This window comes from Pseudomonas jessenii, from assembly GCF_002236115.1.
Lineage (GTDB): Bacteria > Pseudomonadota > Gammaproteobacteria > Pseudomonadales > Pseudomonadaceae > Aquipseudomonas > Aquipseudomonas jessenii.
The window spans coordinates 331,331-354,531 of sequence record NZ_NIWT01000001.1 but is presented as its reverse complement, the minus strand read 5'-3'; the positions used below and the strand labels follow the sequence as shown (position 1 = coordinate 354,531).

Annotated in this window: 24 protein-coding genes and 1 pseudogene; 5 read left to right on the top strand and 20 right to left on the bottom strand. The window is 60.6% G+C overall.

The annotated features are described in order from the left end of the window. Window positions 1-80: 80 nt before the first annotated feature. Together PSJE_RS01640 and PSJE_RS01635 are read left to right on the top strand one after the other, a co-directional pair. Complete coding sequence (locus PSJE_RS01640) at window positions 81-560, top strand: 2,4'-dihydroxyacetophenone dioxygenase family protein (RefSeq protein ID WP_064678531.1); 480 nt, start codon at window positions 81-83, stop codon at window positions 558-560. Window positions 561-734: 174 nt separating this feature from the next. Beyond that, window positions 735-2,378 (top strand): 3-(methylthio)propionyl-CoA ligase, encoded by a 1,644-nt coding sequence (locus PSJE_RS01635; RefSeq protein WP_090455534.1) that lies wholly within the window; start codon window positions 735-737, stop codon window positions 2,376-2,378. Window positions 2,379-2,484: 106 nt separating this feature from the next. Here the strand turns inward: PSJE_RS01635 and PSJE_RS01630 are convergent, their stop codons facing one another. Further along, window positions 2,485-3,558: an alpha/beta hydrolase gene (locus PSJE_RS01630; RefSeq protein ID WP_090455535.1), complete on the bottom strand. Its 1,074-nt coding sequence runs from the start codon at window positions 3,556-3,558 to the stop codon at window positions 2,485-2,487. 360 nt (window positions 3,559-3,918) lie between these two features. Here PSJE_RS01630 and PSJE_RS01625 point away from each other — a divergent pair, with 360 nt between their 5' ends. Beyond that, window positions 3,919-4,962: an AraC family transcriptional regulator gene (locus tag PSJE_RS01625; protein ID WP_090455537.1), complete on the top strand. Its 1,044-nt coding sequence runs from the start codon at window positions 3,919-3,921 to the stop codon at window positions 4,960-4,962. A 308-nt stretch (window positions 4,963-5,270) separates the two neighbouring features. Here PSJE_RS01625 and PSJE_RS01620 read toward each other — a convergent pair whose 3' ends face one another. From PSJE_RS01620 to PSJE_RS01605, 4 genes and pseudogenes are all read right to left on the bottom strand, one after another. Continuing rightward, window positions 5,271-6,281: a YeiH family protein gene (locus PSJE_RS01620; protein WP_090455539.1), complete on the bottom strand. Its 1,011-nt coding sequence runs from the start codon at window positions 6,279-6,281 to the stop codon at window positions 5,271-5,273. Then, window positions 6,278-6,505 (bottom strand): hypothetical protein, encoded by a 228-nt coding sequence (locus tag PSJE_RS01615; RefSeq protein WP_235863944.1) that lies wholly within the window; start codon window positions 6,503-6,505, stop codon window positions 6,278-6,280. Before PSJE_RS01615 ends, PSJE_RS01620 begins: the two co-directional genes overlap by 4 nt. Window positions 6,506-6,561: 56 nt before the next feature. Continuing rightward, a pseudogene (locus tag PSJE_RS01610) lies at window positions 6,562-6,660 on the bottom strand (DsbA family protein); the annotation flags it as partial. Further along, window positions 6,657-7,988, bottom strand: a complete 1,332-nt coding sequence (locus PSJE_RS01605) for an MFS transporter (protein WP_090455541.1) — start codon at window positions 7,986-7,988, stop codon at window positions 6,657-6,659. The gene PSJE_RS01605 and the pseudogene PSJE_RS01610, both read right to left, overlap by 4 nt. Window positions 7,989-8,243: 255 nt before the next feature. On the opposite strand from PSJE_RS01605, the gene PSJE_RS01600 reads away from it, so the two are divergent. Both PSJE_RS01600 and PSJE_RS01595 read left to right on the top strand, forming a co-directional pair. Then, window positions 8,244-9,281: an AraC family transcriptional regulator gene (locus PSJE_RS01600; protein ID WP_090455543.1), complete on the top strand. Its 1,038-nt coding sequence runs from the start codon at window positions 8,244-8,246 to the stop codon at window positions 9,279-9,281. Window positions 9,282-9,632: 351 nt separating this feature from the next. Then, window positions 9,633-10,493, top strand: coding sequence for a TauD/TfdA dioxygenase family protein (locus tag PSJE_RS01595; RefSeq protein ID WP_090455545.1), 861 nt, complete (start codon window positions 9,633-9,635; stop codon window positions 10,491-10,493). A 55-nt stretch (window positions 10,494-10,548) separates the two neighbouring features. Here PSJE_RS01595 and PSJE_RS01590 read toward each other — a convergent pair whose 3' ends face one another. From PSJE_RS01590 to PSJE_RS01525, 15 genes are all read right to left on the bottom strand, one after another. Further along, window positions 10,549-11,343, bottom strand: a complete 795-nt coding sequence (locus PSJE_RS01590; RefSeq protein WP_090455547.1) for a DNA adenine methylase — start codon at window positions 11,341-11,343, stop codon at window positions 10,549-10,551. A gap of 200 nt (window positions 11,344-11,543) precedes the next feature. Beyond that, window positions 11,544-12,578 (bottom strand): phage late control D family protein, encoded by a 1,035-nt coding sequence (locus PSJE_RS01585; protein ID WP_090455549.1) that lies wholly within the window; start codon window positions 12,576-12,578, stop codon window positions 11,544-11,546. A gap of 52 nt (window positions 12,579-12,630) precedes the next feature. Continuing rightward, complete coding sequence (locus tag PSJE_RS01580; protein WP_090455551.1) at window positions 12,631-12,837, bottom strand: tail protein X; 207 nt, start codon at window positions 12,835-12,837, stop codon at window positions 12,631-12,633. After that, complete coding sequence (locus PSJE_RS01575) at window positions 12,812-13,669, bottom strand: phage tail protein (RefSeq protein ID WP_090455553.1); 858 nt, start codon at window positions 13,667-13,669, stop codon at window positions 12,812-12,814. Before PSJE_RS01575 ends, PSJE_RS01580 begins: the two co-directional genes overlap by 26 nt. 9 nt (window positions 13,670-13,678) lie before the next feature. Continuing rightward, window positions 13,679-16,015, bottom strand: a complete 2,337-nt coding sequence (locus PSJE_RS01570; RefSeq protein WP_090455555.1) for a phage tail tape measure protein — start codon at window positions 16,013-16,015, stop codon at window positions 13,679-13,681. Window positions 16,016-16,044: 29 nt separating this feature from the next. Continuing rightward, window positions 16,045-16,170, bottom strand: coding sequence for a hypothetical protein (locus PSJE_RS31890; protein ID WP_268876098.1), 126 nt, complete (start codon window positions 16,168-16,170; stop codon window positions 16,045-16,047). Further along, entirely contained in the window at window positions 16,157-16,465 is a 309-nt protein-coding gene (locus PSJE_RS01565; RefSeq protein ID WP_090455557.1) for a phage tail assembly protein, read from the bottom strand. Before PSJE_RS01565 ends, PSJE_RS31890 begins: the two co-directional genes overlap by 14 nt. A gap of 11 nt (window positions 16,466-16,476) precedes the next feature. Beyond that, on the bottom strand, window positions 16,477-16,980 hold the full coding sequence (locus PSJE_RS01560; RefSeq protein ID WP_085725766.1) for a phage major tail tube protein: 504 nt from the start codon (window positions 16,978-16,980) through the stop codon (window positions 16,477-16,479). 12 nt (window positions 16,981-16,992) lie between these two features. Further along, on the bottom strand, window positions 16,993-18,156 hold the full coding sequence (locus tag PSJE_RS01555; RefSeq protein WP_090455559.1) for a phage tail sheath subtilisin-like domain-containing protein: 1,164 nt from the start codon (window positions 18,154-18,156) through the stop codon (window positions 16,993-16,995). 102 nt (window positions 18,157-18,258) lie between these two features. Next, window positions 18,259-18,846 (bottom strand): tail fiber assembly protein, encoded by a 588-nt coding sequence (locus tag PSJE_RS01550; RefSeq protein WP_090455561.1) that lies wholly within the window; start codon window positions 18,844-18,846, stop codon window positions 18,259-18,261. Continuing rightward, complete coding sequence (locus PSJE_RS31410) at window positions 18,846-21,155, bottom strand: phage tail protein (RefSeq protein WP_090455562.1); 2,310 nt, start codon at window positions 21,153-21,155, stop codon at window positions 18,846-18,848. The genes PSJE_RS01550 and PSJE_RS31410 overlap by 1 nt, the downstream gene beginning before the upstream one ends. Next, entirely contained in the window at window positions 21,148-21,759 is a 612-nt protein-coding gene (locus PSJE_RS01540; RefSeq protein WP_090455563.1) for a phage tail protein I, read from the bottom strand. Before PSJE_RS01540 ends, PSJE_RS31410 begins: the two co-directional genes overlap by 8 nt. 1 nt (window position 21,760) lies before the next feature. Next, window positions 21,761-22,639: a baseplate assembly protein gene (locus PSJE_RS01535; RefSeq protein ID WP_090455564.1), complete on the bottom strand. Its 879-nt coding sequence runs from the start codon at window positions 22,637-22,639 to the stop codon at window positions 21,761-21,763. Next, window positions 22,636-22,962, bottom strand: coding sequence for a GPW/gp25 family protein (locus PSJE_RS01530; RefSeq protein WP_043302559.1), 327 nt, complete (start codon window positions 22,960-22,962; stop codon window positions 22,636-22,638). Before PSJE_RS01530 ends, PSJE_RS01535 begins: the two co-directional genes overlap by 4 nt. A 13-nt stretch (window positions 22,963-22,975) precedes the next feature. After that, window positions 22,976-23,197 carry a hypothetical protein gene (locus tag PSJE_RS01525; protein WP_090455565.1) on the bottom strand — a complete coding sequence of 74 codons (222 nt, stop codon included), beginning with the start codon at window positions 23,195-23,197 and terminating at the stop codon, window positions 22,976-22,978. Window positions 23,198-23,201 lie beyond the last annotated feature (4 nt).

Here is a 23,201-nt window from a genome sequence, read left to right as displayed (position 1 = left end):
GCACCCGACCATCCGTGATGGTCGGACGATCCCGGCCGCCGAAAAATTCCCGATCAAAACAACAATCAACGGAGATACCTATGCTCTACGAACACGTCGACACCGCCGTCATCGATGGCGAATCCCTGCCCTGGATTCCGTTTACCCCTTATGCCGATAACGTCCTGCTCAAGTACTTCAAGCTCGACCCGATCCGAGGCGAATGGATCGTCATGATGAAGGCGCCGATCGACATGCAACTGCCCAAGCACCACCACACGGGTACGGTGATGGTCTACACCTTCGAAGGCCAGTGGAAATACAAGGAGCATGACTGGGTCGCCGGCCCGGGCAGCATCGTGTACGAGACCGCCGGATCGACTCACACCCCAGAAGTCGTCAGCACCGGAAATGGCGACGGCTATGTGCTCACGCTGGTTCAGGTCAATGGCGATCTTGCGTTTCTGGATGAGAACGACAACATCGTCGCGCTCGAAAACTGGAAGTCCGGGCTCAAGCGTTATCTTGACTATTGCGAACAGCATGACATCGCGCCGAAAGACCTCACGGCATTCAACTGATCCGGTTCCAGGAGAACTCCCGGTATCCCTCGATTCAAGGGGGGCCGGGAAAGTAGCCTGATCGCAAAAATCCAGGGGAGGAAAACAGGCTGTCCCGGTTCGCGGTCTTGACGTGGAATCTGACAGAGGGCCCTGCCCGCTCCCCGATCACAGACTTTCGAACGGAGCGATGCCATGCATGGCTTGATGATGCACAAGCAGCTGTTGATTTCCTCGCTCATAGAGCACGCCGACCGCCATCACGGCGATACGCAGATCGTGTCCCGCAGGGTGGAGGGCGATATCCATCGCTACACCTTCCGGGACTGCCACCGTCGCGCGCGCCAGATGGCCAGCGCGCTGACCAGCCTGGGTGTCCAGCCCGCCGACCGGATCGGTACGCTGGCCTGGAACGGCTATCGTCACCTGGAGTTGTACTACGGCATTGGCGGGATGGGTGCCATCGTGCACACCATCAACCCGCGCCTGCATGAAGATCAGGTGGCCTACATCGCTAATCATGCCGAAGACCAGTACATCTTCTTCGACATGACCTTCCTGCCGCTGATCAAACTCATCGCTGGCCGCTGCCCAACGGTCAAGGCGTTCATCGCCATGACCGATCACCTGCCGACAGACACCGGTATCGACAACTTACTGTGCTATGAAGATCTGCTGCAACAGGGCGCCTGCGATTACGCCTGGCCGGATCTCGACGAGGATGCCGCCTGCACGCTCTGCTACACCTCCGGCACCACGGGCAACCCGAAAGGTGTGCTGTACAGTCATCGCTCTTCGCTGCTGCACACCTATGCCGCCGCGCTGCCGGATGCCCTGAACTGTTCGGCGCGCGACGTCATCCTGCCGGTTGTGCCCATGTTCCATGTCAACGCCTGGGGGCTCCCGTACATCGCGTGCATGGTCGGGGCCAAGCTGGTATTTCCCGGCCCTGCGCTGGACGGCAAATCGCTGTTCGAACTGCTCGAAGCGGAGCAGGTGACCCTCTCTGCTGGCGTACCCACGGTCTGGCAAGGGCTGCTCGGGCATCTGGAGCAAACCGGCGAGCCTTTCTCCAGCATGAAACGCACCATCATTGGCGGTGCAGCCTGTCCCACGGCAATGCTGCACAAGTTTCAGGAGACCTACGGCGTGGCGGTGTTGCACGTCTGGGGGATGACGGAATTGAGCCCGATCGGCACCATTGGCACCCTCAAGGCCAGGCACCTTGGCATGCCCCCGGATGAGCGTAATGCAGTGCAGTCCAAACAAGGCCGCGCAGTGTTTGGCGTCGACATGAAGATCGTCGGCGCGGACGGCCTGGAACTGCCTTGGGACGGCGCGACCTCGGGTGACCTGATGGTGCGTGGCCCCTGGGTGGTACGCGACTATTTCAGAAATGAAAGCGACTGTTCGCCGCTGCTCGAACACGCCGGCCAGACCTGGTTTCCCACCGGCGATGTGGCGACCATTGATGGCGATGGCTTCATGCAGATCACCGATCGCAGCAAGGATGTGATCAAGTCGGGTGGCGAGTGGATCGGCTCGATCGATCTGGAGAACATTGCCCTGAGCCATCCCTCAGTCGCCCAGGCGGCCTGCATCGCCGCGAAACACGCGAAGTGGGATGAACGGCCCTTGCTGATCATCGTCAGGAAAGCGCAGGCAGCCCTGACCCGGGAAGATCTGCTGGCCTTTTATGACGGCAAGATTGCCAAGTGGTGGACGCCGGATGATGTGGTCTTCGTCGACACGATTCCACTGGGCGCTACGGGCAAGGTGTTGAAGAACCGCCTGCGCGAGCAGTTCGGCGATCATCTGCTGGTCAAGGCTGCCAGCTGAGTAACAAGGAACAAATCCAGCCCTGTCCATGTGCAAAGGCAGGGCGGACGTTACGGCAGATGCCGGTAGCGTTCGCCCTGCCTTTGCATTTCCGCTATCAAGGGGTTTAGCCAGCCGCTGGCTCAGAGGCCGGGTCGCCGGACATCAACTGCTCGAGAAACTCCAGCAGCAATTCGTTGACCTGAGACGGGCTTTCCTCTGCGGCGCTATGGCCTACACCGGGTAGCAGCACCTTTTTGCGCAAAGCGGGCAGGTAGGCGTCCATCTGGTCGTAGAGGCTGCGGATTTCCACCGGCTCCAGGGAAGGGTCGGCAGCACCACCGATGAACAGGCTTGGCTGGTTGACCTTCGCGCCGTCGAGAAACGCGGTGATTTCCCAGTTGCGGTCGCGACAGCGGTAGTAGTTCAGGGCACCGGTAAACCCCGTGCGCGTGTACTCGGCGACGTAGTAGTCGAGCGACCGCGGGCTCAGCCAGGACGGGAACGCTCCCTTCGGCTCGGTAAAGGCGTTGAGAATCGGCTCACCGGCCTCGACAAACAGACGCCAGCGTTCGGCTCCCACGGCGCTGCCGGAGATCGAGTAGAAGACGCTGCTCAAGGTCCTGCGCGGATCAGCGGCCAGCTCGCGATCCGGCTTGGTGAGCTGCTGGAAATACAGGTGGTGGTAGACCCGGCCTTTCGCCATGGCCTGCAAGCCCACGGTTGGCTTGACCTTGCCCCGCGGCGGTACCGGGGTATTGAGCATTACCAGGCCACTGAACAGATCCGGGCGTAACATGGCGGCCGCCTGGGCTACCCAGGCACCCAGGTCGTGGCCGATGATCACCGCAGAGGTTTCGCCCAGGGCCGCCATCAAACCCACCATGTCGCCGACGGACTGGCTCATGTCATAGGCTTCGATGGCATCGGGGCGCTCCGATTGCCCGAACCCGCGTTGATCGGGCACCACAACCCGATAGCCGGCCTTGGTCAATGCCACGATCTGGCGCCGCCACATGTACCAGAGGTAGGGGAAGCCGTGCAGCAGGATGACGAGCGAGCCCTGGCCCTCGTCGATGTAGTGCATGCGGATGCCGTTGACGTCGGCAAAGCAGTGGTTGAATGCATCAGGATCGTCGGCATCCACCTGCGCCATTGCAGCGAGCGGCTGACCGATACGCATTGAAGTGCGCGTATCCATTATCTACCTCCATCTTATTAGTTGTGGGCTTGAAGGTAGCTCTGAGAGGGTGCCCCGCACTGAGCTTAGCAGGACACAATATTGTGAAATTGGGACAGGGCGAAAGACTATAGAGCTGCTTCTGCCGCCGCCATTCTTGGCTCGCCGGTAGTGTCCCAGTATGCAAAGAAATTATCCCGCCATGCCCATAACGCCGCGCTCGTGTTCCCTACAATGGGACCGCGCTTCCTGCTCTGCACTACGCCAGACCAAGGTTGAAGATCGCTAGCGCTATCAGTACTTCCACAAGCGCCTTCTTCTCGTTCAATACATCTTCGATGAAAAAAGAAACGCCGCCATCGGCCGAGGGAGATCCTATACATGCCCAAGCTTGTTCGCGCCGCCGTCTTGACCAAATACCTGGAAGTCACCCAGGACCTGGGATTCAACCCGCGTGACGTGCTGGCAGTTGCCGGCCTGAACAAGGCTCAGCTGCAAGCCCCTGAATACCGCATTTCCATCGATGCCGCCGTACGTCTGCTGGAAGATTCGGCCGCCGCCAGCGATTGCCAGACCTTCGGCCTGCGCATGGCCGAGTCACGCCAGCTTTCGGACCTCGGTGTAGTCAGCCTGCTGCTCAGCCAACAGCGCACCCTGCGCGACGCCTTGCAGGTGATGGAGCGCTACCGTCATCTGATGAACGATTCCCTGGGAATCTTCGTTGAAGAGGCCGGCAGGATGGTGATCATTCGTGCAGTGATGGTCACCGAGACACTGCTGCCCAATCGCCAAGCCACGGAGCTGGTCATTGGCGTGCTGTTCCGCTTGTGCTCGACACTGCTCGGCTCGAAGTGGCGCCCCTACAGCGTCAACTTCATGCACCAGCCGCCAGACAGCCTGCACCTGCATCAGCGCCTGTTCGGCTGCAATCTGGAATTCGGCAGCGAATTCAACGGCATCGTTTGCTCCGAAGCCAGTCTCGATATGATCAATCCCAATGCCGACCCGTCCATGGCCCGTTATGCCCAAGACTACATCGATTCGTTGCAGGGCGATGAAAGCACCTCGATGCTGTTCGAGGTGCGCAAGGCCATCTACCTGTTGTTGCCCATGGGGCGCGCCACCCTAGAGCAGATCGCCCTGTCACAGGGCATGAACGTGCGTACCTTTCAACGCCGTCTGCAGGACGACGGCTGTGCCTTCAACGACCTGATCAATGACGTGCGCCGCGACCTGGCTCTGCGTTATCTGGAGAACCCGAACAACTCGATGAGCCGCATCGCCGACATGTTCGGCTTCTCCATGGCCAGCTCCTTTACCCGCTGGTTCATCAACCAGTTCGGCATGCCACCGGCGGCGTGGCGCAGCGCGCAGAAACAGTCCGGTCTCTGCGCAGAGAGTGCCGCAGTCCCTAAATCCTTCTGAGTACAAGGCAAAAAAGGTTTTTCACGCAATTGCGGGAAACTCAGAAACAACAGCGCCGATTTGACTGATGATGTTCGTGCGAGCAAACACATCTGACAAATCGGCGTTCTTGTCCGTGATATGAGTATTGCGAATTCTTTTTCAAGTAGATCGCGTCTTTCCCGACCATTCGTGATGAACCAAAAAAAACGGCGACTGCTGGTACAGTCGCCGCAAAAAACCGATGTTTGTGGCACCGGTGGTGAGCTTCACTGTAACGAGGAGCCAGCCCAGTGAAGCCCTGCCATAAACCTGAGTGAAGCCTGTTTTCAGAGGCCCCAGTGCAGCAACAGCAGTACCAGCACGACCAAGAACACCGTCTCACCGACCATCAGCAGGATCGGTTTGATGCCGACCGCCGCCAGCTCCTTGAGCCGAGTCTTCATGCCCAGGGCACTGATGGAAATCACCAGGCACCAGCGCGACAACTCATTGACCCCGCCTTGCACCGCCGGAGCGATCCAGCCGGTGCTGTTGATGCAGGCCAGAATCAGAAAGCCCACGGCGAACCATGGCAGCAGCGGTGGGCGCTGGCCGGTCGGGTCAGCGCCTTGCATGCGGGTGATCATGGCCGCGGTGACGATCACCGGCAGGAGCATGGCAACGCGCATCAGCTTGACCACCGTGGCCGTGTCACCGGTCTCGGTTGACATGCCGTACCCAGCACCGACCACTTGGGCGACGTCGTGGATGGTGGCGCCGAGGAACACCCCGGCGATCTGTGGCGACAACGAGAACCAGTTGGCAATCATTGGATAGACGATCATCGCCAGGGTGGACAACGCCGACACGCCGATCACCGTGAACAGGGTCGCGCGCTCTTTCTGCGGATGGTTCGGCAACGCCGCCGCCAGTGCCAAGGCTGCCGATGCGCCGCAGATGGCCGTGGCGCCACCGGTGAGCATGCCAAACAGCCGCGAGAAACCCAGAAACTTCGCGGCGATCACCGAGGCAGCGATGGTCAACACCACCAAGATCACCACCAGTACCATCGGCTTCCAGCCCAGTGCCGCCATTTGTTCCAGGGTGATGCGCATGCCCAGCAGAGCGACGCCGATGCGCAGTACCGTGCGGGCGGTGAACTCGACGCCGACTTTGCAGGGACCGTCGTCGGCAAGAAAATTCAAGGCCATGCCCAGCAACAAGGCGAACAACATGACCGGTGCGCCGTAGTGCTCGGACAAAAACGAGGCGGCGGCGGCCACGATCAGGCTGACTATAAAGCCCGGTACCAATTCGCGTGTGCGGGTTTGGATGCGGGTTAGAGCAATAGCGCTCATGGCGCGGACTCCTCGAAAAAGGTGGCAATGAACGCCTGGCCATCGATGATCGTGGCCGGGTGGTTATTGACTTTGAGTTGGGTGGAAATGAACAGATAGCCGCTCTTTGTATGGCCCCCGGCCGGCGGGCTTTTGTCAGCAGGTACAGGAATGAGCCGGGCATGCCAGTTACCGCTCGCGATCACTTTCGCGCAGCGCTTCGCTCCTGGAGGCCAGCAGCGCATCGGGGGGTCGTGAACCCACCACCGTCCTCTGCCGGCCGAACTGCACACTAGGCACGTCGAAACTGTACCTGCGAGTGTTCCAGTTGGCGCTCGCCGATCAGGCACCAGGGGCAAAAGAAATCGAAAAACACATCAATACGTAAACGACGACTCACAACCTCACCTCTAACCCGGCTTCACTGACAGGGTCAGGCACGCTCTGCCCCTGAAGCCGGGCGATATCTCTGTGGTAATGACACTTGGCATAAAAGAACACCGCCGCTGCCGCGAGGCTGACCAGCGGCACCAGTTGAAACGCGGCATGCAAACCGATGAGGTCGGACAGCCGACCGGTGATGAACGGCCCCGGTGCCAACCCCAGCAGGTTGTTGGCCAGGGTCAGCGTGGCGAAGGCCGTGCCGTGCACCGAGTAATGGGTCAGGTTGGCAACCATCGCGCCGCTAGGGCCGGTGGTGCCGGTGGCAATCAGCATGCCCAGGCAGATCAGCAGCAGTTGCACCGGCCCCGCCTGCAAGGCAAAGGCTGCCGACAGCAACAGACAACTGCCCAGACAAAAGGCGATGGCCAGGCTGACCTTGTGCTCCGGTGAGTGGCGACACAGGCGATCGCTGAGCATGCCGCACAGAATCATCCCCACACCGCTGCACAACACGATGAGCGCCGCCATGCCGCCGGCCTTGTCGGTGTGCATGTCGTAGTAGCGGTTGAGGTAGCTGGGAATCCAAACCATCACCGTACCGCCGACGAATAGCTGCAAACCGCTACCCACGTACGTGGCGATCACCGAATGGCTGGACCACAAAGTGCGCAGCGGACGCTTGACCGCGGCAACCGTCTTGTTCGCAATCTGCGCGGCACGTTGTGGCGCAATGCGTGCTTCCTTGACGATCAGCGGATAGAGCACCGCCAGCACCAGGCCAAACAGAGCCATGCCGGCGAACGACCAGCGCCAGCCCAGCTTGGCCGCGATAGCACCGCCCAACGCCATGCCCAGCACGGCACCAAACAAGCCACCGGCCATGAAAGCACTGGCCAGGGTGGCGCGCATATGTTTGGGGAACACCGAGATCACCACGGCGATGCCGACGCTGCCGTAAGCCGCCTCACCGACACCGACCATAAAGCGCGCGATGAACATCTGCTGGTAGTCCTGCGCCACCGCGCAGCCCAGGGTCGCCAGGCTCCAGAGTAGCGCCATCAACGCCAGGCTCTTGACCCGGCCGAAGCGGTCGGCCATCAACGACAGAGGGAACGTCAGCAGGCCAACCATCAGGGCAACGACGCCGCTGAGCAGACCGAGCTGGCCGTCGCTCAACGCCCACTCGCTCTTGAGCAGCGGGAACACCGCGTTGAGCACTTGGCGTGACATGTAATCGGAAATCAACAGGCCGAACGTCAGCGCGAAGACAATCCAGGCATATTTACGCGCAACGCCGACTCCACCGGAGTCGTCATCGTCGGCGGCGATTGGGTGAAAGGCCATGCAGCCTCCTCAATGTGGTTGTTTTATTGTTGTTATCAAGCGTGTAGCCGCTACGGCTTACGAAAGTGACTTCAATGCCCACACGCGTGAGCATCCCCATGACCAAGGGCCGTGCTGTTGAACCGCAGTAGGTTCTAGCGCGTATCCATTACCTTCCGCTCTCTATTTTCGGAAGCCTGAAGGTAGCTTTGACGGGGCATCCTGCACTAAGCTTCGCAGGACTCAATCTTGCGAAATTGGGACACGAGGGAAATCATGTATACCCTGACGCGGAGTGCCAGCCTTACCAACTATGAACAGGTTGCCCGTTCAGAGGGGCTCGATCCTTTTCGTATGCTGCGGATGGCCAAGCTGCCGGCCAGTGCCCTCGACGATCCGAATATCATGATCAGTAGCGATTCGGTCGGGTGGCTGCTGGAGGAGTCAGCCCGATTGTCCGGTCAGGAAGCTTTCGGTCTGCTGCTCGCCGAAAAGAGACACCTTTCCAACTTTGGCATGCTGGCGCTGCTTATCCGCGAAGAGCCAACACTGCGCGCCGCCTTGCAATCTTGCTTTCGCTATACGCGACTGCATAACGCCGGTGTGCAATTGTGGCTTGAGGATGTGGGCGATCTGACCCTGCTGCATGTGGGGGTGAACATGCAGGGCCATCATGGCGTCTGGCGCCAAGCGATTGAACAAGCAACCGGAATTATCCTGCGCACGTTGTGCATTCTGAGCGGTTATACCTTCCGGCCGGTAAGGGTCAGTTTTACTCACGAACCTCCCCCCAGCCTTGAAGTACACCACCGTGTGTTGGGAACCTCGATCGAGTTCTCTCAGGAATTCAATGCCATCGTTTGCCGCGGGGGCGATTTGGATATGGCCATACCTGAGGCGGACCCGGCGCTGCATCGCGAAGTGAAGCGATCACTGGACATGCAGTTGGCTAACCTGCGCGACGAGCCGACGCAGCGGGTACGTCAGATCGTCAAGATGCTGCTGCCAAGCGGACTGTGTTCTGTCGATGCGGTTGCCCAGCATCTTGGCATGCATCGACGCACCCTTAACCGCCACCTGGCAACTGAGGGTGAGAGTGTCACAACGATCATCAACACTGTACGGGCTGAACTCGCCGAAGAGTATTTGGCCAACAGCAAACGCCGATTTTATGAGGTGGCCGAACTGCTCGGCTTTTCCACGGCCGGTGATTTTTCACGGTGGTTCCGCAGCCAGTTCGGCAAGACACCTTCGGCTTGGGCCGCCTCCTACAGAGAGAGCAAGGCGACGTCCGAGCCCTTATCGCCTGAATAAATAGAACGAGAGGTAAGGTTGGCCGACTCACTAGCCTGCTGGCCGGGCATCTTGCCTGAACCTGTCACATCTTCGACGTATCTGACGTTACCCATTGCGCCGCAACGCACTTACAGCGTCCCAATACGCCAACAAATTGTCCTGCAATGCAAAGGTTATCGCTCTCGGTCCAGTTAATATCGATTGCGGCCCCCGCTCTGCTGATAGGGCTAGAAAGATCTTCGGATACACAAATCCCCCCTGCGCACCCGAACAGTTTGGATCAACAATAACAAGCGCCGCCGTACATCAAGGCACGATGTCACCTGCCCCGCCTACGGTCCGGCCATAAACCATCGAAATGGAGACGCCATGCGAGTCGAACAACTGACCTGTGCCATCGGCGCGGAACTGCACAATGTGAATCTTGGCGACGCAGTGCGCGATGACGGGTTGTTCAACGAAGTTTATGCAGCGCTATTGAAATACAAGGTGCTATTCCTGCGCGACCAGGATCTGGACAAACTCTCACGCAAGGACCACGAAGCATTTGCCATGCGTCTCGGCCAGCTTGAAACCCACCCGATGCTCCCCAGCCATCCGGAGGCCTCTGGTCTCGTACAAATCTACAAGACCCCGGAGAATCCGGCGGATCGCTACGAGAATGCCTGGCACTGCGATGCCACCTGGCGTGAATCGCCTCCGATGGGCGCTGTACTGCGTTGCATCGAATGTCCACCGACCGGTGGCGACACCATGTGGGCCAACATGGTGCTGGCGTATGACAATCTGCCCATAGATGTGAAGCAGGAAATCGACAGCCTGATCGCCAACCACAGCTTCAATTCCTCCTTTGCCGCCGCCATGCCAAAGGAGAAGCGCCTGGCGATGAAGGCGCAATACCCGGATGCCGAGCATCCGGTGGTGCGTACCCATCCCGAAACGGGCGAGAAGGTGTTGTTCGTCAATGCCTACGCTACGCACTTCGTGAACTACCACAGCCAGGGACGTGTGCGTGTCGGTCAGGACTACAACCAAAAAGGCGTTGACCTGCTGAAGTACTTGATTAGCCAGGCCTACAACCCCGAGTATCAAGTCCGTTGGCGCTGGAAGAAAAACAGCGTGGCGATTTGGGACAACCGCTGCACCCAGCACTATGCAGTGATGGACTATCCGCCTTGCCATCGCAAGATGGAGCGCGCGGCCATTATCGGCGACAAACCCTACAGATAAGTAAAACGGTCCAAAGGAGACGCCTCTGAGAGTCTCCTTTTGGATAGCTGTCACGTCAAAACAGTCCTCCCAATGCAGCGGGTTCCCAGTTCATGATCACCAGTTCGCCACTGACCTCGGCCTTGCCCTGCCGCTGGTTAGTCGTGGTGTAGCGGATGTCCAGCGTCTCAAAATGAAAGCCTTCGAACACTCGACGGATGTCCGGGTGGTCGTTGATGCTGACCATCACCCTGCCCTTGCAGCGGCGCATGAAGTCGGCCATGCGTTCATAGTTCTCAAACGGAAAATCCACGCCATAGCCTGCGGTCTGCCAGTACGGCGGGTCCATGTAGTGGAAGGTGTGAACCCGATCATAGCGCTCGGCGCATTCCAGCCAAGGCAGGTTCTCCACGTAGGTGCCGGACAGACGTTGCCACGCGGCTGAGAGGTTTTCCTCGATCCGGAGCAGATTGATGGCCGGGCCGGTGGTCGCGGTACCGAAGGTCTGCCCGGACACTTTGCCGGCGAAGGCATGGTGCTGCAGGTAGAAAAATCGGGCGGCGCGCTGGATGTCGGTGAGGGTTTCGACGCGGGTCATTTTCTGCCACTCAAACACCTGGCGCGAGCTGAGCGCCCATTTGAACTGGCGCACAAACTCTTCAAGGTGGTTCTGCACCACGCGGTACAGCGTCACCAGGTCGCCATTGATGTCGTTGAGGACTTCGACGGGCGCCGCCTGGGGCCGCATGAAATACAACGCGGCGCCGCCAGCAAAGACTTCGACGTAGCATTCGTGAGGTGGAAACAGCGGAATAAGGCGATCGGCCAGGCGGCGTTTGCCGCCCATCCAAGGGATGATCGGAGTAGACATAGATAGCAAGACCTTTACTGTATAAATAAACAGGTGCTAGGCTCGCTCTGCTTTGTGCACAGAGCAGGAGCCTTGGCGGGACTTGCAGGGACAATCTGCGGGAACGGTGGCCAGGCTGGATGTTGACGCACCCAGCCTGGCCGCTCCTTTTACTTTGATTCTGAGACTTCTAACTCGGGCCGATTTACGCGCCCGGGCACTCAATCGACCACTTCGAGCACGACTTTCTGCGGCTTGCCTGAGGCCTTGGCCTTGCCCTCCTTGCCGCCATTGCACTCCACCGACACCGTCCAGCCGGACGGGGTGAAGGTGTGATCCACCGACTCCACCAGGTATTCACCATCGAGTCCGCGCTTGAAGCCTTGCGCCTCAATCATGATTTCGGCAAACAGGTCGGTCCGACCGGGCAGGTCGAGACGCACCGAGGCGGTGGAACGATTGAACGCCGCCAGACGCGCCTTGGCCGCCTCGTCGGCCGCCGTGCGGTCTGGGTAGAGGTGCCGATCGGTATGCACCGGCGGCAGGCCCTCGGGCACATTGGGGTTGTCCAGGTGCGAGACCAATAATTCCCCGCTGGCCTTGTCCTGGTACTGGGTGCTGACCCCCTGATGAGCACTGCGGTCGCTCAAGCGAAACTGCCAGCGAGTCACGTCACTGCGCTGCAGGGTGATCACCGCCAAGGCTTTGCCACTGGCGCTCTGTCCGCCCTGTCGCGGCAAGACCAGCAGCTTGCCGTCGGCCACCTTGGCCGTGCAGTCGTGCTTCTTGGCCACCCGGGTGATGAAATTAAAGTCCGACTCATTGAGCTGATCCATGCGTGGCACCCGGGTATCGACCGGACACGACGGCTGCCAGCCATTGCGCGCGGCAACGTCGCCCACAATCTGCGCCAGGCTGACATCCTCCCAACTGCCGCTGCGGGTGGTTTTGCCGCTGCCGCGCATGTCGCTGGCCTTGCCGCTGATCACCAGCGTGTCCGGTGGGCCGGAGACGGCCACTTCGTCCACGGTGTAGCGGCCCATGCGGGTCAGGTCGGCGCCGGCATAACCCAGGTAGATTTCGATACTTGCGCCACGCACGGGCAGCGACACCGCCCCGTCGCGATCATCAATGCGCAGCTCAAATGAATCCGAGGCCATCCCAGGCCGATCGGATAGCTGTAGTGAGACCAGCCGATCATTGATCAAGGTGGTGATGTCGGCGCCGTCGGCGACGAGACGGAAAAGCGGTTGCATGTCGGTACTCCGGACAAGAAAAAGCCCGCACGCGGCGGGCTGGGTAACGGGATCACTCCCACAGCGAGATCACGCTGTCAGTCTCCACCACCAGCTCCGGCAGTGTGATCAGCACGCCGGCCCGGAATGGCTGCGGCTCATCGGCCAAGCCCTGATTGGCTGCCAGCACCGCCTCGACGCTGCGGTTCAGGTGGCCGTAATAGTGGTGACACAGGGTGTCGAGCAGATCCCCGTCAGCTGTTCTGCAGGTCATCGCCATAGCGGACAAACTCCAATGAAAAGCCCTGTTTGCGCGGGATCGCCCCGGGCAGCAAGGCGCTTTGCTCTTCTTCAATATGGGTCAAACACCAGTTGCCCAACACCTCGCCATAACCGGTAGTCAGGTTCAGTGGCAGCAACTTGGCGCCGATGCTGCGCAGCGTATCCAGCTGCTTCAGCCCGCCTTTGAAGCTCGGGTAGATCGCGCCCTTGATGGTGATTTTTTCGTCCCCCAGACCCACCGCCTGCTGCGCCGGGCGCCGCGTCAGGCGTTCCTGCGCGGCCCAGCGAAACGACGTCTGCCGCCGGAGTTCGTCAAACGCGGCGGTGTCCAGGTTGAAGTAATACGGCCGCTCATTGGCCTTGAGCGGGTAGAGAATCAGCAGGTGTGGGAACGGCTTCACCGCTTCGGGAATCGGCGTCATGTCGCCGGCAAACCATTCGGTGGGGAAGATGTTGCCCAACGCGGCATTGGCCTTGCCCACCACTTTGTTGAACGCCGCGCCAAACCGGCCGATCTGTTCGGTCAGGGCGGAAAAGTGCTCATCAAACTGGGCCAAGGCTCGCTGGGTCTGGTTGTAGTAGCTGGCGACCTTGCCGATCTTGGCCTGCGCCGAGTTGATTGCACTTTGCAAACGCCGGGTCTTGTCGCTCAGGTCCTCGCTGATAAAGGGCAGACCTTCCAGCGCATCGGCCGCCCCACTGATCTCATTGAGCGCGCCATTCATGGGTCCGGTCATGGACTCCAGGTCAGTGCGCCCGGCCTCCCCCGCGTCGACCATGTACTTCAGCCCGCCCTGCAGGTGCTGCAGGTAGGTCTTTTCATCCGCCATAACACTTCCTCAGCCCACGTGGGGCGCATCAAACAACTGGCGGTCGCGCGCTTCCCGGGCGAAGTCATCAAACTGACGGCGCAGGTACGGCATCAATTCCTGGACCAATTGCGCCGGGTCTTTCACATCGCCATGCACCTGAAAAACCGGGGCCGGGGCGAAGGTGAATTGCTGATCGACCTTCGGCCATTCGGGTGTTTTTGCCACCGTCGTCGACATCAATGCCGCCGCCGTGACCGGCACAGCGGGAGCGTTTTCCATCGAGCGCACGACCGCGCCCACCCCCTGGCCGGCGGCCATGGGCAAGATGCCAATCGGTGCTTTGGCCGGCGTGTCCGGCCCACCAAACAAGGCCTTGCCCATGGTCGCGCCCACGTCACCACCGCCCCATGCGCCGAGCGCGCCACCGATCATTCCGCCAATCGCGGTTCCGATCAGTGGGATGATCGAACCAATGGCCGCCCCGGCCGCTGCACCCGCCAAGCCACCAGCCAAGCTACCTGCCGCCTCACCGTAGCCTTCGGCCTTCTCATCGCGCGTGGTCGCTTTCTGGTAAGTGTCCACCACCTGTAAGCCGGCAGCGGCTACCGCCAGCGCCCCGCCCGCTTTCACTCCCCGGGAAAGCCGATTGGCAGAAGCTTTTCGCTTTCGCCTTGGATCGCGATCCGGCCCGTCGTCATCGCCGTCCTTCGCGTTGGTCACGAACACCCGCTGGACGATGTTGGACCGGTCACCGGCCGAACCACGGGCGATGTTCACCAGCCCCCGGCCGATCTTCAGCGCGGCCCAGGCTTTGCCCAATACCAACGCACCGGTAGTGAGTGCCGCCAGGCCCAGCACCGCCTTGGGCGTCTCCTCAGACAAGGCGGTCAAGCCACGGGCTGCCGCGCCAATGCCGGTGGCCAGCGCATCTGTCGCCGGACGCAAGGCATCCCCGATCGCTCGCAGCGAATCGTTGAACGCCTGACCGGTTTCGGCCCAGCGTTGCGCTGACGTTTCACGCCGTTCATTCAGGTTCTTGTCGAGAATGTCCTTGCGCGGGCCGTTGGGGTCCGAGGCGCCTTTTTTCAGGTCCGCGTAGAATTTTTTGTTCTGGGTGTACGCCATCAGGGCCGTCTTGACCTGCATGTCGGCAAACAAATCGCCGGTACGCAAAGTGGCGGCCAAGGCATCGGCCATCGCTTGCGCCTTGGCCGGGTCCGTCTCCTGGCTGATCTGGGTCAGCCCCTGATTCAGCTGCTTGGCCTTTTTCGGATCGGTCTTTTCCACGTACCGGCGCGCCAGTTCGAAACTGGCTTCAAAGGTCGACAGACCCTTGCCAATGGCCGCGTTCATCGAACCCTGATAGTCGATGCCGGCATCGGCATAGCCTTTAACGGTTTCCCCCGAGCCAATTTTCGCGACCCAGTTTTTCAGGTTGTTCGCCGCCTCATCGGCACTGCCGGCGCTCTTGATCTGCACCTGCAGCATGGCGCCCAGCTGGGTCACCGCATCCTGACCGGTGATGCCGCTGCTGGCCATCTGCGCCAACAGTTCCGGAAACCACTTGGCCATGTCGGCCGCTTCGAAGCTGCCTTGCTGGCCCAGCAACGCGACCGACGCCAAGGCCTGTTCCATTTTTTTCGGGTCGGTGATCTTGGCGTTGTTCTGCATCGCCAGAATCATCTTCGCCGTATCGGTACCCGACGCGCCCTGCCCGACCGCAAACTTGGCCGCCACCGGCGCATACTTCAGCGCTTCGGTCAGATCCATGCCGCCACCCACCAGCTGGTTTACCAGCTCGGCCACCTGGGTGTTGGCCATGCCGGTATCTTTCGAAGTCTGCACAATGTCACGGGCGGTATTTACTTCCTGTTGAGTATTGGCGGTACCAGACTTGATCGCGATGTCACGAATAATCGCCTGAAAATCCGCGCTGACCTTGGTCGGCACGGCGGCCAGGGTGGTACCGGCCACCGCCGTGCCGAACCCACTGCGCAGGCTCTCTCGCCCCTCTTCCACCTGCCCCATCCCTTTGGCTTTGAACTCGGCACTGCGCACCACCTTGCCCAGTGCCAGGTACTCCTGACGCAAGCGCCCGACCTCAATACCCTGCTTACGCAGACTGGAGTTGTTGGCCTCCAGCTTTTTGAGCAGCGCGCTGGCATTGGCCGCGCCGCTGTCGTGGGCTTTTTTCCATTCCTCGCGTAGACGCATGGTCTCGCCGATGACTTTCTGCAAGCCCTTGGCGCGCGTGGTTTGCGCCTCCAGCTTTTTCATTTCGCCGCTGACGTTCTTGAAGGCGGCGCCCAGGGAGGAATCGACGGCGCCGCCAATCACCAGCCCGAGCGAGAGTTTGTTCGACATGGTTATCACCTACGTGCGACGGGATGGGCTCAGTCCGTGAGCCACCAGACCATCTCGGAAAACGACAGCCCCTGAATCTCGGCCGCCGAAAAGTTCAGCTCGGCGGCCAAGCGTTTAGCCAGGGCTTTTTGCAGCTTGGGGTTAAACCCCGTCATCTGCTCCCACACGAAAATAGGCGGTCTGCAGACGACGATAATCACGCATCAGCAGCCCCTCCAGATCCGCGCGGCCGATGCTCGCAAGACTGCAGAACAAAACCATTTCCTGCTCTTCTTCGTTGCTACCGCCCTGCAAGGTGGCGGCGCGCATCTCGCGCACCGTCGGTTCACGCAGGGTCAGCTTGTCGACCTGAATGCCATTAGCCTCGCTCGGTCGGGACAGGGTTACGGTGGCGATGCCGCTGCCCAGTTGCAGCCATTTCGGCAGGACGTTGTCTTTTGCGTTGCTCATGGTGTGGCTCCTTACATGCCCAGGGCGGACCGCACAGCGGCCAGTTGATCGGTACCATCGATGACGCGGATCGAGTTGAGGGGATCGATTTCAAACATCACGCTGCCGTCGATCTCCAGCTTGTAATAGGTCACCGCAACGGCGTACTTGAACTCGCCCTTTTCGCCCGGTTTCCAGTCCCCCGGATCGACTTCCTTGAGGCTGCCGCGCAGGGTGGCGACCACTGACTTGACCACACCTTTCTGGCCCTTAAAGGCACCGCGGAACGAGGCGTTGAACCCGGTCAAGTCGGACTGGCCGAAGAACTTCAGCACCTCGCGGCGCACCCCATTGGTGAGGAAGCTGGCTTCCAGCTTCTCCATACCCATGTCGAGTTCGACCGCCGCATCCATGCCGCCCGCGCGGTATTCGTCAGTTTTGAGGGTCAACTTGGGCAGGGTCAGGCTCGGCACGTCGCCTTGGAGGCTGATGCCGTCGACGAACAGGTTGGTGTTGTAGAGCACTTCAGGAATCATAAAACGGCCTCCTTAGGCAGCGGTGTCCAGCACTTCAGTGATCCACTGATCGGTCACCTCCACGCGGAAGTTCGGGTTTTCGGCCGGCGGCACATCGGTGAACCGAATGTTCCAGTACACCTTGCCGTCGCTGAGTTCGCTGGAGGTGTTCAGCTCTTCGTCGGCATAGACCTCAAAGTTGATGATCGCGCCCTGATTCTTCAGGTCGCGCATGAACGCCTGCAGGCCTTCGGTCACGTCCTTGACGTAGGTCGCAGTGATCGAGCGGTCGACGGCCCACTTGTGCGCGTAGAGGATGGCGTCCATGACGATATCCAACGTGCGCACGCGGGTGACGAACTTCCATTTCGGGTCGCTGGACAGCGTGCGGTTGCCCCACAGGCGGTAGCCGTCATCACGGATGATCGTGGTGATGTTCGCGTTGTTCAGCACGTTGGCCCGACAGGAGGGGTCACCATCAAGAAACTCAATTGGGCGCGTGGTGCCGGTGATGCCGACAAACTCCTTGTTCGACGGCGAGGCCCAGAAACCGTAGGTGGCATCGGTCCAGGCAAACAGGCCAGCAGTCCAAGCCGAAGCCGGTGCATTGACGGTGGCACTGGTTCCGGTATCCCAGAACTGCACGCCAGGGTCGACCATGTAGGCGTGTTTGCTGCCGAAGTTTTCGGCATACGCAATCGCGGCTTCGTCGGTGGTGTTCGGCCCGTCGATGATGGCCATGGCCCGCATCTTATCACCCAGCGCGACCAACTCGGTGGCGACCGCCAGCGTCGCCGAGTACCCCGGAGTCACCAACAACCGTGGCTGGGCGTTGAACTTGCTTTTACCGTTGAGCAACGCCTGCATGCCGGTACGGCTGCCGTCGGCCCAAACCCCGCCGATGATCGCGGACAGCTGCTCGGCCGGGTCTTCCAGCAGCGGCACGCCGACGGCGACAATCACCGCCTTGGACCGTTTGAAAATGGCTTTGCAGTCCTGGGTGATCGCCGCGTCCGGCCCCCAAGCGGCGACCGCTTCGCTTTCGCGGGTGATCAGCAGCAATTCGTTGGCTGCAGCCGTGGCCGGCGGCGCCACGGTAAAGGTGTTGCACAGGCCGATGATCGACGCGGACGGGGTGGTGATATGCCGGGCGCCGGTGTCCACCAAGGTCACGGTGACGCCGTGAAAAAAACTCATAGAGTGATGCTCCAGAAACGAAAAAGCCCCGCATAAGCGAGGCCGTGGGGATGTGCGGTGACGTGCAGCATGGAAAAGAAAACGCCCCGGCAATGCGGGGCGTCAGGATGCGGTGTTGGTCGATCCGTCCGGCTTTAACGGCCGTTTATCACTGGCCGGAAAGTCCGGCGATCCAGGCCACGCCCGCAGCTCATTGCGATAGGTGCGCCAGGCCAGTTCCGTGCTGATCGCGCCCGGGTCCGCATCCTGATGCTTGTCGACCTCTCTGCCCGCCCAATGCAATTCATTTTCGACCCACGACCGTTCTCGCCGGCTCTGTAGTGCCAGATCGAGCGCGGCATCTAATACCCAGTCGAAACCAGCCCAGATATAGGCCGAACTCGGTCGCGGCAAAGCTGTCAGCTCGGCCGGCAACTCGCCCGGCATCGAATGCGTCACCTCGGTACCATCGGTGGTGCGGTAAGCCACGCCTCGGTAGTCGGGCACCACCAGCCACGTGCCATCCCTCCAGACCACCACCTCCCCGTCCCCGGCTTCGGGCGGTTCTTCCAACGTGGCGCCCGCTGGCAGACCGCAGCCACAGCTGACATAGGTTTCGTGTTGGCCGAGGTATTCGGTGGTGGTTTCACTGAACGTGTAAACGTCGATCCACCCACTCTCATCAAAAAAGCCATTCACTAAAGTAGTCATCAGTACATCCTGCAGATGTAGTTGTAAGCCACGTTGCGCATGCGGGTTTCCGTACTCACACGGGCGACGGCTGAAGGATTGAAAGTTACAGACATGTTGCCCGTTGTACTGACTCGTGGTGCAGCGGGTATATCACTCGTCATGTAACCAGTAGCCGTAAATACGCCGGTCGCGGTATTCACCAGCAACATCGAATCATCGTCCTGTAGCCTGAGTTCACCCGTCATGTTTTGTAGCGTGTCGAGTTGAAGGCTCAACACGGGGCGCCCAGAGTCGGGATCAATTCCGCGCCCGCCATCCAAACCACGAATCGACTCGGCGCGCATGTCTGGCAGGAAGCCGCTGGGATACACGGCTGCCAATGCCGGGTACCACTCGACATTGAACGGCTGCCCCCCCATCAAAACGCATTTGTCAGGTGGCGTAGCGGTTGGCCATGGAAACGGCACGCCGACAGGGACGGCAAATATGGAAGCAGGATCAAAATTGCTTTCGGTCCAGATCTTCCCGAAGTCGGATGCATCAACCTGTAAACCCACGTCGCTCGAGGCGGGTCGATAACCAATGTAGACCTTGTTCGACTCCTGACCCGCACCACCGCCTTGCTGCACGGGAGTGAAACCCAGTGCCGCCTGGTACGCAGCAGGGTCAAAGTTACTAGTGTCCCAACTCGTTACCCACTCACTGAATACGAATCCCTCTGGGGTCCGAACACCGCCACGAGTAAGAGTTGTACCGGTGTTATAGCCGATGATTTGTTGCCAGAGGGTGTCTTGACTGACCGTAACCAGCATGGGGGAGAATTGGCCGCCCTCTGGAACGTTCGGGCCGGGGTTCACCCGGTAAATACCCACGGTGGTGACTGTGTTTAGATCGGTGCCGTCGGGAAGGACAATCCCCCCGTGACCGATGCCATAAGCACCCGTGAGCAATACACGGCCTGGCGTGTCATCTTGGGGGTAGATTTGTTTAACCAGATTGGTTGAGTCCCAGATGCTTTCCCATTCGCCCCAAACACCGGCAGTCAAGGCCCGGCGGTGTAGGGTGTGGTCGGCATTCCCATAAATCTCCTGGAAGGCGTATTGACCTGGTGTAATCGCCGAGACGCGAACCCAACCCTCATAGATCCCGCCACCTGGCCCTCCTATGCCATTGCTGATGAAATAGAGGGCCGTCTCCGCGTTTAAGCCACCGATGTCAACATCACTGACCGCATAGGCGGGCCCGCCCCAGCCGAACGCTCCGACCTTCATCAGCACATCAGGCGTTTCATCGTGCAGATGGACCTGCACAGCAGCGGTTGCGGCGGTGCCCAGCCCGAGGTTATTCCGAGCCTCGACCACATCCGCAACATCGCCCAGGTTTTCGCTGACCGCCATCGCATCGGTGATGCCGTAGCCGTCCAGGGTGGTCGGGTTGGTGCCAGCGATCACGCGCCCAAGGGCATCGACGGTGACACTGCGAAAGGTGCCGACACCGCCCCCACTGCCGCCCGCGATCATTTCAAACTGCAAACCGGTGGTGCCGAGGGTGATCGGCGCGTCGGTGACCAACTGCCAGAGGCTGTCGCCGTTGGTCGTGCCCTGCTCGACGTGGATAAACAACCCCGGTGTCACTTCCAGGCTGTTGTCGGCATCAGCGGCCCGCGTCCAGCCTTCGGCGTTAACGACATAGACACCGTTGTTCTGGGTCTCTGCCTGGGCGGTCACCAGCACGCGATCACCGGCGGCCACGGCCACGTCATCGATGGTCTGCACATTGCTCAGGGTGATGGGAACCGTGGCCGCCACCCGCGCTGACTGTTTGTGATCCAGCTTGGCCAGCGCCTCACTGATAGCCAGGTCGACATATTCACGCGTGGCCAGCACCACCGCCGGGTCAATCTTCAGCACGATGTTCGCCGAGCTGCTGACGATGAAGTTCATCCGCACCACTTGGGTTTTGCCACTGCCCTGGTCCAGCAATGGTTTATAGCTCGGTGCGCAGTTGGCCACCGCCACCAGATCACCGTCGACATCGTACAGGCCGATCTCGCGAATCCACTCACCGCCCACTTCCGGCGGAATGATCTGCTCAGTGATCACCGTGTTGGGATTGGCCGGATCGACCCGGATCTGGTTGATCGGCGCCCGGCGCCATTCGTTGATCAGCTGGGTCTGCAGACGATCGGGAATCGGGTCGGTGCCGTTGGCATCGCCCAGGCCCATCTCGGTGAACATCCAGTCCAGGCCCATGGCGATGGCATTGGCGTGCTTGGCTTCACCGACCGCCGTGAGAATGGCAAAAAACTGACTGGTTTTATCAATCATAGGGATAAACGTCCAAAGTATCGGTTTCATCGACGCAGAGCACCGGGCCAAAAGTGCCGGTCACGTCGATGTCTTTCGGTGCCGGCGGGTACACGTCGATCTCTTCACCTTCTTGCACGCACACGGCAATGCCCAGCACCCCCCCGGTCTGCAGGCTGAGCGCCAGGTTGGTCATGTGCCGGCTGACCGGACGGGCGTCGTCGATCAACCACGCCAGTTCCTCGTACAGTTCCTCGGTGATGCCGGCGTCATTCAGCCCCACCTCCAGGGCGAACGTACCGGGCACGCCTTCCGGCACGGTGTCGAACCACTCGACCACGTCGATCAGGTAGCCCAAAGGCTCGACCACCCGACGCAGCGCACCGATGGTGCCTTTGCGCGCGTGCACGTCGTACGCCGAACGGATCGCCGTGCGCTTGGCCTCCGGTGCCCAGTTGTTGTTCCAGCGGTCCACCGACCAGGACCAGGCGAGGTACGGCATCAAATGCTCGGGGCAGGTATCGGCGTTGTACAAACTGCGCAGCGGAATTAGTGTGTTTTCGTAGTTGGCCGCTTCCACGGCCAGCTCCAGCGGCGTGCTGTTGAGCGGTAACTGGCTGCTCATGTCAGGCCCCCAGCGTCACGCTGTAGCCCGTGCAATACGCCGCCTCGGCCTTAGTCGGCTTGATATCGGTCCAGCCCAACAGCTCAACCCGGGCGATGCCGGGAATGTGCAATTGCGCATCGATCCCCGAGCGCGCGACTTCCAGCCCCAGGCGACGACGCGGGTTGATCCACTCGCTCAGACGTTTCTGGCTTTCAGCCAGGTAGGCTTCGTTCTCCGGACCCGGTGCCTGCGGATACAGCACCGCTTCAATGCGGTAGTCGATGACCACCGCACTTTGCACCGTGAGGCGGTCGGCCACCGGCCGCACGTCTTCGTCGTTGAGGTGCTGCCGGACCTGTTCCAGCAGTTCAGGGGAAGCCGCACCGCTGCCCTCGAGGCTGAGCACGGTGACCATTACCACGGCCGGCGACGGGCTTTCCGCTGTGGCATCAGCCACCAGACCCGAGGCGTTACGCGCATGCAGGATGTAGCTATTGCGCGGCCCCGCGGTGGTCAGTCCTTCATACGACAGCTGCACCCGCTCGCGCAGGGCATCGTCCTCTTCGAGCACCTGCGGCGTCGGCGGCACCGTGCTCGGATCTCCCGCCTGAATCACCAGGCGCTGCAGGTTGACGTTGGCGGCCAGATGATCGAGGTCAGCCCGCTCAGCATGGGCCAACAGCAAGGCCTTGCCCGCGTCGTTGACCCGCGCCCGGTTCTGCAAGGCGCCATACGCGGCCTGCTCGATCAGCTTGAGCACCGGATCGCTTTCCAGCTCCGCGCTCCAGTTGTCGCTCATGCTCAGGCGGAAGGCTTCGAGTTTCTCCTGGTAAACCTCCTCAAAGTCGAGGTCCTCCAGCACTTGCGGCGGCGGCAGGGCCGCCAGTTCCATGGTCATGCGGACACCTCCAAAGTCACGTCGCTACCCAGGTACTGCCCGGTCAGCTCAAATGTGATACGCCCGTCGAGGATGGCCACGGCGCGCACCCGGCCCAGCTTCAGGCGTGGCTCCCAACGGCCCAGCGTGCTGGCCACCTCGGCCTGCACGGCGCTTTTCCAGCCGTCATTGACCGGCAGGTCGACAAAGCGCCGCAGCTTGCTGCCGTACTCCGGGCGCATGCGTCGGCTGCCCAAGGGCGTGGACAAGATGTCCTCGATGGACTGGCGCAGGTGATCGAGGCCGGAAATGAGCTGGCCGGTGCGGCGATCCAGTCCGATCATCCCGATCATTCGATCAGCCCTCGACCGCGACAAAGTCCTTACGGCCGCGCAAATACTCGAGCGCGACCGTGTCATCCGAGGCCACCGCAACCTGGCCCTTTTCGACTTTCAAGGTGCGCCCGGCGTCCAGCAGGATCAGCACCCGCGAGGTGTACAGCGTGTCGCGAAAGATGCTCAGCGTGGCCGGCGCGGGTGCATCCGTGGCGGCGGAAACTTCCTTGGTTTTACTCGTCATGGTT